Raw genomic sequence first — 209 nt, 5'->3', positions numbered from 1 at the left:
AAGATATTCCTGAGGTTATTTACTAGCTTGTAAGCTTTTTCTATTTCAGGATATTCGGTAAATAAGATAGCTGCCCTTTCTTTTTGATTATTAGTGCACTTCTCTGTTGATTTATAGAGTAAATACCTGCTTCTTGCCAGAAGTTGCTTTTGGCTATCTCCGTTGGGAAGTAGTTTTGGCAGGAAGGCTTTACCGGGGGTGGTCTTTGC

The 209-nt window shown here is 39.2% G+C and carries 1 protein-coding gene; it reads right to left on the bottom strand.

Features of this window, described 5'->3' with window-relative positions; genetic code table 11:
- The coding region (locus tag I6U49_RS16935; RefSeq protein WP_198629715.1) for a transposase at positions 1-209 on the bottom strand (209 nt) is incomplete at both ends.

The sequence above is a fragment of the Salegentibacter maritimus genome (assembly GCF_016236915.1).
Lineage (GTDB): Bacteria > Bacteroidota > Bacteroidia > Flavobacteriales > Flavobacteriaceae > Salegentibacter > Salegentibacter maritimus.
Note: the sequence above shows the minus strand (reverse complement) of the source record. Positions and strands in the feature narration are given on the sequence as shown.